The following is a 15978-nucleotide window of genomic DNA, read 5'->3' on the forward strand; positions in this document are numbered from 1 at the left end:
GAGAAGGTAGCTCAGACGTGAGAATATTGTTAGTTGAAGACGATGCCTTACTGGCTAAGGCGACAGCACGAGGCTTAGACCATGCAAATTTTGTGGTCGATATAGCCACCACAGCAGAGCAAGCCTATCATTTTTTGGCGAGTTATGATTATCAGTTTATTTTGCTTGATTTAGGTTTGCCAGACCGGAATGGATTGGAAGTTTTAAAGTCACTGCGCCGTAAAAAGAATAAAGTAGGCGTTATTATTCTGACTGCTCAGGATAAAATTCAGGAGCGTATTTCAGGTTTGGATGCAGGAGCAGATGATTTTGTAGTTAAGCCATATGATTTGTATGAAGTCATTGCACGGATTCAAGCGGTATTGCGCCGTATTTCAGGTGAAGTGAGTGATTTGATTCAGATTGGCAATATTGCAGTTAATAAAGCGACCAAACAGGTACTGAGAGATCAAACTGAAGTTGAATTAACTCAGAAAGAATTTCACTTGCTGGAACTCTTTATCCTTAACCGTGGCCGGATTATTTCACGGGAGAGCATAGAAAACTCATTTTATGCCTATGATGCGGATGTAAGCAGTAATGTGATCCAGGTCTATATTCATAATTTACGGCGCAAACTTGGGAAAAACATTGTCCGTACAGTGCAGGGTTTTGGCTATATTATGGATGAAAATTATTGATGGCCAATTTCATTCGCAGTTATTCACTGACCCGGCGTCTATCATTGATTTTACTGGTTATCACCGCCACTGTCTGGGTGGGTAGTCTAGGCTGTATCTACTGGGGAATGCAGCGCACGGCGAACAATATATTTGATAAATCACTGGTCGAAACCGCCCATGCTTTACTCTCGACCACTTCAAGTTCACTGGAAGGGCGAATCCCTGACCATACTGTCATCGAGAAAGCTCAAGGTGAGCATTATAATCAGATTATATTTCAGATTTGGCATCGTAATGGCAAGTTGATTTATCGTTCGGTTGGCGTGGATACACACCCGTTTGTTCAGCAAGCCAACTTTGGCTGGATTAAGATTCACAATCAAACCTATCGCAGTTATTCGGTTTGGGACAGCACCCACACTATACAAGTACAAATTGCACAGGTCTGGACTATCCGTCAGGATATCCAGAGAGATATGCTACTATTTTTAATAGTAGGTTCAGCATTTTTTTTACCATTATTGTCCTGGTTGATTTTGCAGACCGTACGTAGCAATTTGTCCACTGTATTCAGTATCAGTCAAAATCTGGAAAAGCAGTCGATTGAACATTTAAAACCCATCAACCCTGTCGTGCCCAAAGAAATCGAACCTTTGGTGAAGTCATTAAATACATTATTGAGTGAAGTTGCAGAAAGCATGCAACGTGAAAAACGTTTTACCTCAAATGCAGCCCATGAGTTACGTACACCTTTGGCGGCGATCCGCCTGCATGCACAAGTTTTGCAGAGTGCACGTTCTACTGAGGAGGCACGAGAAGCAGCAGAGGACATTATCATTGGCATTGATAAGGCCTCACGAATGATCACGCAGTTACTGACCTTGGCCCGGATAGAACCCAATGGTCAACAAATTCAAGGCCCGGTTGATCTGGTTAATATGATTCAAAGTACCCTTGCGATGATGGATTTTCAGCTTCGTCAGGCAAAGATTGACTTACAGCTACAACTGGAGTCAGCCCTGGTCATGGCACAAATGGATCAATTGGAAATTATGCTCCGTAATCTTTTAGAAAATGCCATTATCTATCGTAGCCAGGAACGTCCGTGTTTCATTAAAATCAGTTGTGGCTGTGTTGAAAATTATAGTTTTGTGCAGATTGAGGACAATGGAATCGGTTTGGATGAAGCACAAATACCTCTGATTTTTCAAAGATTTTATCGAGTGAATCAGAACAGTACAGTTATTGGCAGTGGTCTAGGCTTATCGATTGTTAAGCAAATTGTCGATTTATACCGCGGAAAAATTGAGTTACGCCGAGCGGATGCCATTGGTGGTCTGGTGACCAGGATTGAATTTAACCATCAGAACTAAATAATGACGCTATAGATAGGACTCAAGAGTAATTTGTAAAATTGTAAATTGGCTTGTCACCACTACTTATGGCAGTGTGGCGGCAGAGGTCAAATAAGCCTGCGATCCTACAATTGGATAAGGGTCTGTAATATGACAGTGGAGATTGGCAGAAATTTTGTTAAAAGCGTAACTTGATTTCTAGTATGAGCTCAGAAATATTTGAGGCAGTCTCCCAAATAAGACTTCTCCTGTGTAGGATACTGGGAATAATCACTTACTGTATTTTTTTTTGCGCGGAAAATGTCCATAGACCCTAGGGGCTGTCCTCATTTGATAAATAGCTCAAAAATGACTATTTAGATGCTTAAAATTGAATGTTTAATGAAGGAGTTGCTGATTTATTAAACAAGATACAGAGCAATTTGCTTCGTTAAATGAAATGAGGACAGCTCTAATATCTAATCCTCCATTGGAATTATATTAAACAGTCATAGTCGAGGTGGCTTAACTTCAAGTGTTGTATTACAGGATTTGAACAACAATCAAAATATATTAGGTATTCCTATTCGTCAGTCCAGATTTTACGGGACAGCTACAAATGTTCAGGATTATGCAAATCAATTATTAACAAACGGCTATATTTCAACAGATGGATATTATAGTAGTGCATATTCAGCAGTTCATGAATCAGATCCTGTAGGATCAGTTGTTGGTATATTAGGTGGTAATCAAAGATTGCCTGGGAACTGTTTCTGGTGCTATTCACATAGCAGTTATTTTGCGGAAATCCCTTCAGAAAAAATAAAAATTAATGGTAAAGAAGTTAGTAATGATTTATATATTGATTACATTAAAAAGTGGTAAGTCATAGATCCAAATAATCCTGTTAATCAATCAGCACCTGTACTCATTACACCAAATCTAAAAGAAGCAGAGGATAAATATAGCTAAATTCTTAAATATTTAATACATTATAAGACATGGGGTACTCAAAAGATTTTAAAGACAAAGTCATAGAAATTATGACCAGAGATCAATTGTCAGTACGTAAAGCTGCTCAGCATTTTGGAGTATGCACACGTACGATACAGCTATGGAAAAAATCGACCGAGAATAGGCCTATTCCCGGTTGTCCAGCTAAAATCAGCAAAGAGCAAATATTGAAGGATGTTGAACAATACCTGATGATTATATTAGTGAACAGGCTGAGCGTTTTGGTGTCAGTACACATGCAGTATTTAATGCGCTACATGCCGCAGGAATATCGCGTAAAAAAAGACGTTAAAGCATCCTAAAGCAGATCAAAATCAACGTCGGCAATTTCAGAACTTGATTGAATGTTTAGAACAACAATTACCACTGGTTTATATTGATGAAAATGGTTTTCAAAGTGAAAGTAGGAGATTGCATAGTTATAGCCTTAAAGGAGCGCGAGCTGAAGCTGAATTTAACTGGCAGTTAAAAAATTGTAGCAATGCGATCGGTGCATTAATTGAAAATAGATTGCTTACAGTTGGAGTATTTGATTGTTCAGTGAACACTGAGGTGGACTGCTCCCAGTATCCTAGACATGAGACAGCCTCATTTTGAAGCTGCCTCAAAGGCTTCTGGACTCATCCCGTCGAGATGCGAATGACGCCTGATTCGATTGTAAAACATCTCGATATAATCAAACACATCTGCACGGGCCATTTCTCGTGTTTTATAGATTCGCTTTTTAATTCTTTCCTTCTTCAAGCTGCTAAAAAAGGATTCAGCAACAGCATTATCCCATGAGCAGTATACTGCGCAAGGCCCCTCCGGCTCATACTTGGAACCAAGTTATGCTTCTGACAGAATTTCTGCCAGTCTCCACTGCTGTATTGTGAACCTGAGCAGCACTGCTGCGCAAGTGAGTGTATGATCACTGGCTCATTGGGTCTGCGTCGCCATACCGCCATAAGAAGTGCATCCAAAACAATATCCTTGGCAAGCATAGGTTTCATTGACCAACCGATGACTTTCCTTGAATATAAATCAAAAACTACAGCCAGATATAACCAGCCTTGCCAAGTACGGATGTAGGTAATATCAGTCACCCACGAGGTATCAGGTGTGTTTACAACAAACTCTCGATTTAAGTGATTGGGTGGCACAATCTGAGGACGACCACGACCATAGCTTTTATGCTTCTTATATCCTCGAACAGCGGCAATACCATTGTTCTTCATGATCTTCAGCACACGATTAGGCCCGCAGCTTTCACCCAATTCTTTTAGATCCAGCATAATGCGACGATAACCATAGATGCCATAACTGGCCTCATAAGAAGAACGGATGAGCTGTAATAATCGCTTATCTTCAATAGTCCTGCCTGATTCGGGTTCATGCAACCAGGCATAGTAACCAGCACGAGCGATCTTAAGGACCCGACACATCGTTTTAATCTTAAATTGATGGCTGTATTCCAGGATAAACTGATACTTCACTCGGGCAGGCTTGCAAAGTACCTAGCGGCCTTTTTTAGAATATCCCGTTCCTCTTCAGTTTGTTTAAGCTGACTTTTAAGACGTAGGATTTCTTTCTTTGCTTCGAGTAGTTCATGTTCATCAGAGTTGTTACGTAAAGGCTGTAGCGCCTTTAGCCATTTATAAATGCTGTGTTGTGATACACCTAAACGCTCTGCTACATCAGTGACAGAATATCCACGTTCAGTAATCAATTTAACAGCTTCATCTTTAAATTCTGGGGTATATCTTTGTCCACTCATAAGGTTCTCTCCTATGCAAAAAGAATAGACGAAATTTGTCTAGGAGAGTGGTGGCAGTCCAGTCTTGATTGAGAATGATGAACATCCGCGTTCATCCACTACCTTAGAGGGGCTGAGCAAACTAAAGCCAGTTGTCAAAGCGAACGGCACTGTTACTGCGGGGAATGCTTCCGGCATTAATGATGGGGCTGCTGCAGTGCTTATTGCTTCTGATCAGGCGGTAGAGAAATATGGATTAACACCACGAGCAAAAATTATCGGTGCAGCTGTTGTAGGTCTTGAACCGCGTATTATGGGTTTTGGTCCTGCTCCAGCTATTCAAAAGCTTTTAAAGCAAACAGGTCTAACTTTAGATCAAATGGACGTGATCGAGTTAAATGAAGCTTTTGCGGCGCAGGCTCTGGCTTGTACTCGGGATTTGGGGCTAAAAGATCTCGATCCAAGGGTGAATCCTAATGGTGGGGCGATTGCTTTGGGGCATCCGCTTGGCGCATCAGGTGCTCGATTGGTGACTACGGCTTTGAATCAATTAGAGAATATGCCTACCCTTTTTTCAGCTAATCGGGTTTTCCTGAAATATACCCATTTGCAGTGATATAAAGATAAAGCATTTACAGTTAATGTCCTCTCCATAATTTGATGGAAAAATTCAGATCATGAATGAAGCCATCATTGTTTAAATTGGGGATAGCAATGAATTTTTATTCACAACCATTACTTCTTAGTGCCCTTATTCTTGGGATTATGCAAGGGGCTTACGCAGCCACACCTGAAATAGAGCTCGCTAATAAAGAAAATGAACGGATCCAACAGAATCAGCAAGACCGCTTGCGTTATGAGCAGGAACAGCTGCTTCAATCTGCCAAACCGCCTTCACGTATTGAAATTGCACCGCCCGAGTCTAAAAACATAGAAAAAGGGCCATGTTTAAATATTACCGCAATTCATGTAGAGGGAGCTGCCGTAATTGCGCAGCGTGAAATCCGCAAAGTCACACAGCCCTATGAAAATAGCTGCATAGATGCCCAACGCATTGAAGAAATTATGGGGAAATTGACCGCGCTATATTTAAGCAAAGGTTATGCAGCTGCACGTTTTTATCTGCCTGAACAGGACCTGAAAGCAGGGACACTTAAGCTGCGTGTTGAGGAAGGAAAATTAAGCCAGTTACAGCTGACTGAACGCGCTAAAGGTACCATGTCATTAAAAACAGCCATTATTGGGGCTGAAGGCAAGCCGCTAAATTTAAGAGATTTAGAACAGGCACTGGATCAAATTAACAAGCTTCAATCCAACAATGCCACCATGAATATTTATCCGGGTGAGAAAACCGGTGAAAGTATTGTGGTATTTGACAATGAACCTTCAAAACGCTGGAACGGCTATTTTAGTTATGACAACAAAGGGCAGGATTCAACCGGACGCAATCAGGCGGCTTTGGGCGTAGGCATAGACAATATTTTTGGCTTGAATGATTTACTGAATCTTTCTTATAACCGTTCTTTGCCATTTAATATCAATCGTCAGGATTCATTTTCCAGCAGTGTTTTTTATGCCGTGCCATTAGGTTATCAAACCTTAAGTCTGAATGCTTCGCGTTCGGAATATGACTCAACATTACAGACTCAGTTTAACCAGCTGCATTCAAGCGGTGAGACCAATACCTATACAGGACGTTTAGATAGTCTGCTTTATAGGGGATTCAACAACCAGCTACGAGCAAATATTGGTCTGACCCATAAAGATACGGCTGCATTTTTAGAAGACGTTAAGTTGGATGTCAGTAGCCGAAAACTGTCGGTACTGGATATCGGTTTAAGTTACAGCGACATGCTTTTGACTGGTGTAGTCAATGCCAATGCCGGCTACAGCCGCGGTTTAAAACTGTTTAATGCACTAGAAGATGCAGCAGATTTGCCTGCTGAAATGCCAAAAGCGCAATTTGAAAAATTGACTTACGGTTTAAGTTATTTCAAGCCATTTCAGGCTTTAGGGCAAAATTTCAGTTTTTCTTCTAATTTTTCCGGCCAATATGCATTGGATACGCTATATGGCTCAGAGCAATATTCCATTGGCAGCCTGTACAGTGTCCGCGGCTTTAACCAAAGCTCACTCAGCGGTGACAGCGGCTACTCATTTAAAAACGATCTGAATTTGAACAAGGTCTATAGCTTAAGCAATGGCCCGCTGATTGCGCGCCATTATGTCGGTTTCGATTACGGAAAAGTGGATAACAAAGAAAATTCCAGCCAAGTTGGGGAACTGGCGGGTGTAAGTGCAGGTACTGCGTTTAATTTCAAAAATGTTGCGCTGGAGCTGATTGTTACGCAGCCAGTCTTGAAGCCAAACTTTATGAAAAAACCAGATACGGACTTCTTCTTTTCAACCACAGTCACATTTTAAGGAGATGTGGAAATGAACCATATTTATAAAACAATTTGGAATAAAACAAAAAATGCGTTTGATGTTGTAGCTGAAAATGTAAGTTCAAAAGGCAAAAAAACGGCAGGCAGCAAATCGGGTGCTGAAAATGGGACTGAACGAACATCACATTTTCTTGCGGTACTAACACCGCTGGCTGCCATGCTGTTTGTACAGTCAAGCTTGGCAGAAGTGATTGTAGGTGATACCAATACGCAAGTTCACAATGCCAATAACGGTGTGCAAATTATTGATATCGCGACAGCCAATGCGGCCGGAATTTCGCATAACCGCTACCTAAACTATAACGTAGATAAAACTGGTCAGGTCTTAAATAACGCTGCGCAATCAGTAACCCAGCTGTCAGTCATGACTGAACTGGCTGGCAAAATCATGACCAATGCCAATTTAAATACCAGCGCCAAAGTGATTTTGAACGAAGTCACAGGCGCAAACCGTTCTGCATTAAATGGTTATATAGAAGTTGCTGGCGCCAAAGCGGATGTGATCTTGGCGAACCCATACGGGATAACCTGTTCTGGCTGCGGTTTTATTAATACAGACAGAGCGACATTAACTACAGGCACCCCAAAGTTTAGCCCTGACGGAAACATTACCGGTTTTAACATTACACAAGGCAATATTTCTATTGCAGATAATGGTTTGAATGCCAACAGCACTGGCCTACTTCGTTTGCTATCCAGAAACCTAAATATTGATGGACAAGTCAATGCACAACAGCTGGAAGCGGTGACCGGGGCAAATGCTTATGACTATGCTACCGGTAAAGCCACAGCGATTGCAGGTACAGATGCTGCTGGGCAATATGCTATTGATTCAACCCTGTTGGGAGGTCTTTATGCAAATCGCATTAGCCTGATTTCTACTGAACAGGGTGTTGGCGTGCGTATGGCGGGTGATGCGGCTGCCAGCGCTGCAGACTTCACCTTGAGTGCCGCCGGTGATATTCAGCTGAATAATAAAATTAATGCCAAACAGGCAATTGATATACAGAACAGCTCTGCACAGCAGCAAAAATTAAATATTCAAGGCGGATTAACAGCAAACAGTATTGCAATTGGTGATGTGAATGCGCAAAAGTTCAATGTGGATGTGGCAGGTGGTACGCTATATGCTGGCAGCACGCTTGATCTTCAAAGTCAGGCATTTAACGCTAATAGTGCCAAAATTCAGGCCAAAGATGCGTTGAAATTAAATGCCAATGCAGATATTGCCTTGCAAAATACCGTGCTAGATGCTGTTGACCTGCACGTGAAATCCAATGCTTTCAACGCACAGGATTCACAGTTGAAGTCAGCACAAAGTATCAATATTCAGACTGCTCAGGATTTAAAGCTTAAAAACACAAATGCCGAAGTGCAAAATAATATTGTTCTCAATGCTGCCAATGGCAATATGGAACTGTCCGGTGGCAAACTGAAAGCGGGTAATGCTTTAGAGCTGAAGGCAAATCAGCTGGCACTGAGTGCACAGACGTCGGCTGCCAATACTAATATTCAGGCACAGCAGTTTACGCTAGATGAAAATGGCCTGATCGTTAGTCTAAACCATACTGCAGTCAACGCATTCAATGCCGATGTTTGGGGCCAACTGTATAGTTCAGCAGCCAATTTGAACATTGGCAACACGTTGAATAGCGGTAATAATACCCTTGTTTCTGTTCAGAATTTAAATACGGTAAATGCAAAAGACCTGAATTTAAAAGGGTTATGGGAAGCAGGCAATTTAACCCTAACAGCTTTGAATTCATTGCAACAGACTGGCGCTGTTTATGCGCAAAATAATTTGGCATTGCAAGCAAATACCATAAATTTGAGTGGTGCAGTACAAGCAGGCAGCAAACTGAATGCAAATGCCATGCAGCAGCTGACTGTGGACAGCCCAGCACAGCTGTTTAGCTCGGACAGCATTGAGCTTTCAGCAGATGCAATACAGCTGGATGGCTATGCAGGTGCAGAAAATTCAATCTCTGCAATTGCAGCGAATAATCTGAAAGCAGGTACTATGGCGCAGCTGGAAAGCAACGGTTCGATTGCATTACAGTCTAAAAATGCAGATATTGATTTGCAGGGCAAAACCTATGCGCAAACTCAGACGATTTCAGCCCAGAAAAACCTCAATATCGCTGCCGGTGCTGCGGTCACCACCGTAGGCAATTTAAACATTACGGCGGATACTTTAAACAATACAGGTGCAGTAAATACACAGAAGCTCACCAAAGCCCAGCTGAAAAAATTAAATAACCAAGGCAGTCTGATTTCAGACAAATTTGAACTGAGTACGCTGGATAGCGTAAACAATAGCGGCAAACTCATTTCCAATCAGGATTTAGAGCTAAACACAGCAGCCTTGACCAACGCTCAGAATTCAATTCTTGCTGGCAACAGCAATCTGAGCCTGCATATCAACGGTGCAGATTTTAATAACCAGGGGGTTATTTCTGCTATAGGCAGTCTGGTATTAGATGGTGCGCAAATCAATACCGTGAACAATGGTTCACTTTCGGCTGGAAATCAGCTGAATATTGATACCCAGATGCTGGACAATGCAGGCAAATTAAATGCTGCAGCTGTAAATATCAGCGCGTCTGATGTGAATAACAGCGCAAATATTATTGGCAGCACGGTAAAAATTAATGCGGATAAAAAAGCAGACAGTGCTATTGTCAATAGCGGAGAAATCTATGCAGCGAATCAAGCAGATTTAACCGTATCAGATAAGATTGACAACACGGGCTATATTTACACGGTAAATAATCAAAATGCTGGCGCCGTGAATTTAACCGCACAGCAGCTGTTAAATGGCAATAAAGGAATTATCAGTACCAATAATCTGCTGTTAAAGACAGATGAAATTGTCAATGCTGGACAAATTTCTGCAGATTCGGCAGTGATTGAAGGCAAGACTTCTTTGCAAACAACATTGACCAATACCGGGAAAGCATTATCTAATACCGGTATATATCTTTATAACTCGTTAAATGCAAAAAACTTGAGTAGTTTGAATAACTCAGGTGATGTTTATGTGAATTTAAACGCTTCAGACAGTCTGTCTGAAATTTCGGTAGCAGACCTGATAAACAATTCAGGTGCATATTTATATTTGGGCAATAACGCAAGTTTTAACCAGACAGGTTTGGTTTCAAAAAATGCCGGTGAAATTTATGTTCAAGGAAATGGCTCGGTACCACTAAAAACCTCAATCAACTTTACAAAATTAGATAATACTGGTGGTACGCTCAATATTGATGCTGCGACACTGAATTTTTCGAATAATTATCAGCATACCGGTAAGCTGAATGCGATGAACAGTGCAGCTGTCAATGCCAAAGCAGAGTTTACCAACAGCAGTACTGGAGACGTGAACCTGTATGATTCTGATCTGAATGCAAATAGCTTAACCAATAACAATCAGATCAAAACCTCGGGTGTATCTAAAATTGCAGCCGAAACCAAGCTGGTAAATAACAAGCTGATTCATTCTGCCGGTTCCTTGTTTATTGATACGGCAGCTTTAACCAATGCTGCAAAGTCAGGCATTATTTCTTTAAATAATTTGTTGATCAATACTCAACGCAGTGATGTAAATACCATCACCAACTTTGGTGATGTTTATGCTGCTGCATATCTGGTGCTGGGTAATGAAAACAGCAAGAAAACCAATGTTTATAATAAAATGAACAGTAATCAGTCTCAGGTTTCTGGTGGCAATTTGCAGGCTGGAAATGGGATAGAAGTTTACGGACATGATTTTGAAAATAATTATAATGTTTTAGTCAATAATGGCGATATTAATTTAGCGCTGAGCGGAAAGTTCTTGAATGAACGGACCTATTATGGCGATAAAATTAATATTACTGAAACGTGGAACACACCGAAGATGTACCTAACCAGTGATAATGACTGGGGCCATGAATCTTTTGATGACAGTGCGAGCAATACAGTTATTTATACCACTCAAGTTGCAATTAAAGGCGGCGGTGATGATGGTGTGCAAGCCAGTGTAGTGACGGAGACCTGGAAAAAGAGCACAGATGTGAAGGCCGGTACTGAAACTAACTATGACACAATCAAAAACTACCTAAATGGAGATATAGGCCAAGCCAAAATCGGTGCAAATAACGGTAATATTACTATTAACTATGTAGATGATTCGAAAAACATAGGCGGTAAAATTTATGCCGCGGGTAATGGCGCTGGAATGGTTAATATAGATGGACCTAATAATTTTACCAATCAATCCATTGATTTATACCGTGACAAATTGTTTGAGTTAAAATATTTATTGTTAACTGATCATAGCAACAGGGCTGGAGCAGTTGTTTCATTAGATTCAAAAAATTCAGGCACAATTCAATTAAGCAATATTGATGATGATGGTGATTTCAATCGCTCAAATAATTATATTGATGCAATAAAGAATCTATCAGGGATTTATTATTCTTATCGTGATACCAATATGGATAAGTACACGACTGTGACGGATAGATCAGGGGATACGTATACGGTTACTTATAATGTCAAAAATGTAATTGATGCGATTCGGAATAAGGTCAAATCTGATGGCTATAAAGCATTGGTTCCTCAAAATGTGCAAAGTAATACAGCGCAGTCTAAGGCAACAGTTACGGGTAACACGGTTCTTATAAAAGCAAAAAACCTGACCAATGAATCTGAAAGCAATCTTAATCATTTGGCTTTAAATAATGATAAGAAATTATGTGAAAATCTCGGTTTGACATGTCAAATAGACAAGCCGGCGGAAGATAAAAAAGAAAATGCTGATGCGCCGCAAGACGGAACGGATGTTGAAACGCTTAAAAAACAAGTGGACACTACAAAGTATACAGAAGATGTACGTATACGGGCTGTGAATCCTATTTCTCAATCACCTGCTGTCAATTTATCATTGCCTGTATCCGACTATGGTCAGTACATCATCACCAAAAATCCAAATTCAAAATATTTAGTCGAATCGAACCCGTTATATGGGGAAAATTCAAATGTCATCGGTTCAGATTATCTTCAAGAAAAATTGGGCATTAATCCAGACCAGTTGATGAAACGCCTAGGCGATAATGGCTATGAAATGAATCTGGTGCAGCAGCAACTGATTTCATCATTAGGTACAGCCGTACTTTATGCCAACAGCTCTATGGCCGACCAAATGCAAAAACTATTTGATCAGGCATCTGACCAGAAATCTACTTTAGGTTTGAAATATGGTACAGCTTTAACGCCAGAGCAAATCGGTAACTTGAAACAAGACATCGTTTGGATGGTAGCAACTGAAGTCGCTGGTCAAAAAGTATTGGTACCGCAGGTTTATCTCAGCAAGGCGACTGTGGACAGTATCAGTACTTCAGGTGCAGTGATTGAAGGTAAAACTCTGACTTATTTTGATGTTGAATCTTTAGACAATAAAAATGCAGCCATCCGTGGCGGCACAGTGGTTGTGGATGCTAAAAAGGATATCAACAATATTGGTGCGCAGATTAAAGGCGGTAATGTCTTCCTGACCTCTAAAGAAGGCTCAATTAACAATATTACCGAAGTGCATACTTCTGGTACCGATTCAGACCGTAAAACGTCGATTGGTGCAGTATCAGGTATTGTTAGCGATGGTGCACTGGTTATGGACGCAGCAAAAGATATCAATAATATTGGTGCCAAGCTGAAGGCTGGTGAAACACTAGCGCTGAAGGCTGGCGAAAATATTAATATCCTGTCTATTCAAAATGCTGAAGCTTCTTCAAAAAGTATTAAAAATGGCCGCAGTTCGACCAGTTCAGTCACCAACATGGGCTCGGTGTTAGAAGCGGGCGGCAATATGGTTATGGAAAGCGGTAAAGATACGACCATTAAAGGCAGTGATGTTACGGCTGGTGGTTTAATGTATGTGAAAACTGGCGGTGACTTTAAATTGCTGGCAGATCAGGATACGACTGAAACCAAGACGTCTACATCACGATCAGGCTTTGGTGTCGGTGGCGGAATTTGGGGTAAACAAACTGTCGAAACAACAGATTTCCAAGGGACCAATAAAGCCAGTAACCTAAGTGTGGGCAGTTTAATTGTCGACTCGGAAAACAAGGCGATTATTGAAGGCTCAAATATTGGCATACGTGACAAAGACAGTACCAGTTTGATTCGGGGTAAAGCCGGTGTAGATATTCTGGATGGCAAGGATGAAGAGCGTCATGAAAAGGTAACAACGACGTCAACTTATCTGAAGTCAACTAAAGGCAGCGCAAGCAATGATAATCCTATTTACGGTACTGCAGCCGATGGCATCCAAAAAGACAAAAAAGGGAAATTCAATGGCAATGCAACGCAAAACATGTATGGTGCTTCAACTGCAGATGAACCAGATGTTCAAGCTGGTGTGGGCGCTAAAGCAGAAAAAACTAAATTGTCCATGAATGTACAAGCAAATGCTTCAGCTTCAGCCAAAGGCGAAGCTGCACTGAAAATTTCAGAAACCACCAAAACTGTAGAAAAGAGCGGTTCTAGCACCAGTGTGGCATCTAATATTGTATCGGCAGGTAATTTAGCCATCATGTCTGACAACACTGTGAATGTGAGAGGCTCAAATGTTGATGTAGATGGAAAACTGGCTATTGCTGCCAAGAATTTGCTGGTCGAAGCTGGAAAAAATACCAGCTATGCCTCTCGTGATGTAAAACGTACTTCTGTAGGGATTTTTGCAGAAGGTGATGCTAGTGCTCAAGCAGCAGCACAAGCTGGCGGAAAGGTGGGCGTCAATGGTGCATCCTTGGGTGTGAGTGCGGGTATGAGTGCACAAGCTAATTCGACGGTTACTTTTGGCGCGAAGAAAGAGCATCAGAATGAGACCATGAACAGCTTGACCCATAGTAATTCAAGTCTGAAATCTGGTTCAGACATGCTCATCAAAGTGACGGATACAGCAACGTTCAAAGGTGCAGATGTACAGGCCGGACAATGGGATAAAAATGGTGATCCGATTGGAAAACCTGCAGCTTTAAGAATAGAAGCTAAAAACATTAAAAATCTGGCTGTACAAGATACACATAGCGAAACTAGCACCAGTTCAAGCAAATTGGCAGGGGTTTATCTAAGTGGTAGTGTCTCTGCCCAAGCCAGTGCACAGGCGAGTGCTTCGGCAGACGTAACCAACATCAATCCTCTCAGTGCATCTGCATCTGCATCAGCCGGTGCCTCTGCAGAAGTTGGTGCAGGCTTAAGAACAGCAATTGAAAACAATGAGCAGTCTTATGACACTGTGACAAATAAAGGGAATAACTTTAAAGCAACTGGTAGTTTTGTCCGTATCGCTGAAAATGAAATTCTAGATCAGGCCACTCAAGTCAATGCTGGTACTATTTACCAAAGTGCTGCATCGATTAAAGATGAGGCTGTGCACGACAGCCAGACTTTCCACAGTAACAGCCAGTCCCATGAGGCTCGGTTAGGCTTGTATGCGGAAGCTGGAGCAAGTGCTAGTGTATCTGCAGAGGCAAGTTTAGGTGCTACAGCATCTACTGGAACTAGTAAGCAATCAAGTGGTGCAAGAGAATCAGGTTCAGGTGGTAAGGCTACTAAAGTGGCAGCTGGTGTTTCTGCACAATACAGTATGGAGTCTTCAAAAGTTGACAGCAAAGATACGCAGGCAAGAAGCTCTTCGTTTACTTCAAGTGGAAATATCACTTCAATTTCCAGCGGTGAAACACAACTGAATGGTACACAATTTAACTCGGGTGGCGACATCAATCTAGAGGCATCTAAGCTAACTTATAACGCTGTGCATGATACACATGAGTCTAGTTCTACTAGTCGCAATGCCGATGTCAATCTAAAAGTGGGGATGGATTTAAAAGGTGTGCCAGATATAGAGGCGGGTGCCGAATATGGCCAAAATAAAAATAATGCCAAGTCATCTACAGCGGTTGTAGGAGGTTTAAACGCATCTGGAAATATTAAGGTCAGAGCAAGCGAAGCAAATTTTGAAGGTACAGCCTTTACGGGCGACAGTGTATCTATTCAAGCGAACAAAACAACCTTTAGTGCAGCTGAGAGTACTAGCACTAGTAATTCAACTGGTTTTGGTGTCGGGGTAGGTTTTGAAAATGCACAAAAAAGTACTACAAATTCTCATGAAAATGTAAAGCGGACATTAACTGATGCTGAGGGTGGATCAACACAGGATACTACACATAAATCAGGTGGTGTTTCTGCCAGTTTCGATATTGCGAAAAGTAACTCAACTAAGTACACCGGCTCTGAAATTACGGCTAATCGTTTTGAAGTGAGTGCACCTGCCACTGCCCAGCCTGCGAGTTCTGGTGATGCTGCATCAGCTCAACCGACATTAAGCATGGAAAATGTCAAATTTAATTCGGTGAATAGTGACGGTAAAACGGTTGAAGACAGTTCGGTTAATCAAACTGACAAGTCAGCAGTTCAAGTGACTTCGACTACGAAAAAGGATAAAAACTCTAGCTTTGAATTGGGTGGAGAAGGTAGTGCAGATTCAGATGACTTGCGTCAGATAAAAAACAACAGGAATGCTTACACGGGGACGTATACAAGTACAGACCGTATTCGTGATTCTAAGGAAGAGTTAGAGCAAACTTATGTGTCGGGTACAGAACATTTAATAGAAAACTCTACACATCGAAATGTTGCTGATGCAGTTACGAAGGGGGTTGGAAAGTTAAGAGATTTCTTCAGGCCTACCACTCCCAATCCTTAAAGTTGTTTTTGAGTGGGATTAAAAATGGTGCAGATTT

The 15978-nt window shown here is 41.4% G+C and carries 6 protein-coding genes and 2 pseudogenes; 7 read left to right on the forward strand and 1 reads right to left on the reverse strand.

The genetic code is table 11. From position 1 onward, the window contains the following. Positions 1-17 precede the first annotated feature (17 nt). The 4 genes from H4I94_RS06560 (at position 18) to H4I94_RS06575 (ending at position 3312) form a co-directional block, all read left to right on the forward strand. Entirely contained in the window at positions 18-680 is a 663-nt protein-coding gene (locus tag H4I94_RS06560; protein WP_086194903.1) for a response regulator, read from the forward strand. Further along, entirely contained in the window at positions 680-2035 is a 1356-nt protein-coding gene (locus H4I94_RS06565; protein ID WP_261182471.1) for an ATP-binding protein, read from the forward strand. Before H4I94_RS06560 ends, H4I94_RS06565 begins: the two co-directional genes overlap by 1 nt. A 513-nt stretch (positions 2036-2548) precedes the next feature. Then, entirely contained in the window at positions 2549-2881 is a 333-nt protein-coding gene (locus H4I94_RS06570) for a hypothetical protein (protein WP_174559651.1), read from the forward strand. A 158-nt stretch (positions 2882-3039) separates the two neighbouring features. Then, a complete protein-coding gene (locus H4I94_RS06575) occupies positions 3040-3312 on the forward strand; it encodes a helix-turn-helix domain-containing protein (protein ID WP_254592218.1) in 273 nt (90 codons plus the stop codon). Between the two features lie 286 nt (positions 3313-3598). Here the strand turns inward: H4I94_RS06575 and H4I94_RS06580 are convergent. After that, a pseudogene (locus tag H4I94_RS06580) lies at positions 3599-4766 on the reverse strand (IS3 family transposase). A 67-nt stretch (positions 4767-4833) separates the two neighbouring features. Between H4I94_RS06580 and H4I94_RS06585 the strand changes: the two are divergent. From H4I94_RS06585 to H4I94_RS06595, 3 genes and pseudogenes are all read left to right on the forward strand, one after another. Beyond that, positions 4834-5301: pseudogene (locus H4I94_RS06585) on the forward strand (acetyl-CoA C-acyltransferase); the annotation flags it as partial. A gap of 158 nt (positions 5302-5459) precedes the next feature. Continuing rightward, positions 5460-7169 (forward strand): ShlB/FhaC/HecB family hemolysin secretion/activation protein, encoded by a 1710-nt coding sequence (locus H4I94_RS06590; protein ID WP_261182472.1) that lies wholly within the window; start codon positions 5460-5462, stop codon positions 7167-7169. A 12-nt stretch (positions 7170-7181) separates the two neighbouring features. After that, positions 7182-15941: a hemagglutinin repeat-containing protein gene (locus tag H4I94_RS06595; RefSeq protein ID WP_261182473.1), complete on the forward strand. Its 8760-nt coding sequence runs from the start codon at positions 7182-7184 to the stop codon at positions 15939-15941. Positions 15942-15978: the final 37 nt, after the last annotated feature.

The organism is Acinetobacter sp. T_3_1 (genome assembly GCF_025377055.1).
Taxonomy (GTDB): domain Bacteria; phylum Pseudomonadota; class Gammaproteobacteria; order Pseudomonadales; family Moraxellaceae; genus Acinetobacter; species Acinetobacter kookii.

Bases quoted from the DNA above. Each gene is read 5' to 3' on its own strand.
- H4I94_RS06565 (WP_261182471.1), top strand. From the start codon at position 680: ATGGCCAATTTCATTCGCAGTTATTCACTGACCCGGCGTCTATCATTG.
- H4I94_RS06575 (WP_254592218.1), top strand. From the start codon at position 3,040: ATGACCAGAGATCAATTGTCAGTACGTAAAGCTGCTCAGCATTTTGGA.
- H4I94_RS06590 (WP_261182472.1), top strand. From the start codon at position 5,460: ATGAATTTTTATTCACAACCATTACTTCTTAGTGCCCTTATTCTTGGG.
- H4I94_RS06595 (WP_261182473.1), top strand. From the start codon at position 7,182: ATGAACCATATTTATAAAACAATTTGGAATAAAACAAAAAATGCGTTT.